The following is a 2240-nucleotide window of genomic DNA, read 5'->3' on the forward strand; positions in this document are numbered from 1 at the left end:
ATTCCCAGAATGCAACCATACGGGAAGATACAGTTGCAAAGAAGAAGCCGAAGATTACGATAATCAGCGCACCGATCGGGTTAACCGGGATAGCCGGAACAAGCCAAATGATCGCAACCATTGCCACAATACCGATCAGGATAACGTTCATTGGAAGATCCTGTGCAGTTCTTTCTGTACTTGTATTCTTGCCACCCTTCATGCTCTTCATGGAATCACGGAAGGTTGCAATGATCAGAGGCAGGGATTTGATCAGAGAAATAATACCACCTGTTGCGATAGCTCCTGCTCCGATATATTTTACATAAGTACTCCAGATTTTAGATGCTCCGCCTGCTGCATAAAGAGCAGAAATTGTTTCTGTTCCGGGATACATAACTGTATCAGCTCCGAACAGACAGATTACCGGAATCAGCACCATCCAGCCAATAAGAGAACCAACAAACATAAAGGATGCGATTCTTGGTCCTACGATATATCCAACACCGAGAAGTGCAGGATAGCATTCCATACCAATTTCACCTTTGAATCCTTTAAATGCTACTGCAACGTCTGCAGGGATTACCTTTAAACCGTCAACGACAAATTTAAAGATCGCTGCGATTCCCATACCTGAGAATACTGTCGCAGCGTTTGCACCACCCTCTTCACCTGCAAGAAGAACATCTGCGCAGGCAGTTCCTTCAGGATAAAGAAGTGTTGCATGCTCTTTTACGATCAGTGCGTTACGAAGTGGTACCATAAAAAGTACACCAAGAACACCACCGCAAAGTGCGATTAATGTGATTTCCACGATACCCGGCATTTCACAAAGTCCTTCTTCTGCCCAAAGGAACAGAGCTGGCATTGTGAAAATTGCACCGGCTGCCAGTGATTCACCGGCTGAACCGATTGTCTGGACCATGTTGCTCTCCAGAATGGAGTTCTTTTTCATGATCTTGCGAATTACGCCCATGGAAATAACTGCTGCCGGAATGGAAGCAGATACAGTCATACCTACACGCAGACCAAGATAAGCATTGGCTGCACCGAAGATAACTGCAAGGATAACACCCATGATGATGGATGTCACCGTAAATTCTGGTGTGATCTTGTCAGCCGGAATATACGGTTTGAACTCTTTGTTTTCGTTCATGATTTCCTCTCCCTTTTGTATTGATTTATAAACATAGAACATTATAGCGAAATTTATACAAAAAGGCAAGGTGAAAAAACTGGTTTTTTATGCACTTTACCATATTAACGTGCTAACTTGATAATCTCTTAACATATCAACACGCTCAAACAGCATATTTTTTCCCTGTTTTATCAGTCTATTCATCTGAATCCAACTGTTTAATCAGGTATTTCCCAACAATTCTGGAAAAATTCGAAATATCCCGGATATATGCGAAATCTTTTCCAAATATCTTTTTCTGTGGATAGGTCCTTTTCTTCCCCTGCAAAGACTCCCAGAACACTTACTCCAAGGTTTCGCAGGTGCCGCACTTCTGTAGCAGTATCATTGATCGCATATTTTCCCATATAAGGTTCCGGGTTCTTTGCGTGAGGTCTGTTTACGATGACATCATATGGTTTTCCATCACTTAATACAATGAGGATTTTTTTCTCCTCAGATCTCTGAAGCAGACCGTATCCTGCGGTTTTGATAGCAAGTCCATCCCTGTTATTGGAAGAAGTTACATAATTAAAAATATTTTCATTAGCTGACTGTGGATCATCGTACTCACGGAATCTGTGAAGGATCGTATAGTCCCAGAATGTGCAGAAGCTCATGACACGGTGAGGCAGGTTTACATTACTTAATGCTTCACTGATGATATAAGCCTGTAATGCCACATCTCCCTGCCTGGACATTTGGGAACCGCTGGCATCGATCAGCACATCTACTACGAAATCAGATGCATCAGATTTCAATTCTCTTTTAAACAGATTTGCTTCACTGCTTCTGCCCACACGCCAGAGTCTGGACGGAATGATCGTTCCTCTGTCTGACAGTACTTCCTGCGTCTCGCTTTTCAGCACCAGCGTCTTTCGCAAAAGATCTGTGAGGGATGCGATGTTCTGCTTTACGATTCTGTGTTTGTCATGGTAGAGCCAGATATTCTTATTCTTTAATCGCACTGCATATTCGTACTGATAGTTTCGTTTGACCGGATTCTTGAGAATTCCTTCTGTAAAATAAAGGCTGCAGTCTCTGTGAAGTTCCCTGCACATCAGATAATTCATTCGCTTCTCTT

Annotated in this window: 2 protein-coding genes; both read right to left on the minus strand. The window is 42.7% G+C overall.

Annotated elements, in window-relative coordinates; genetic code table 11:
• Positions 1-1135 (minus strand): OPT family oligopeptide transporter (locus AC075L_RS06490; RefSeq protein ID WP_476387390.1); only part of this gene is annotated, 1135 nt, incomplete at its 3' end.
• Between the two features lie 200 nt (positions 1136-1335).
• Positions 1336-2240 (minus strand): cobaltochelatase CobT-related protein (locus tag AC075L_RS06495; protein WP_476387391.1); only part of this gene is annotated, 905 nt, incomplete at its 5' end.

The sequence above is a fragment of the Blautia sp. ZXY-1-B12 genome (genome assembly GCF_056339915.1).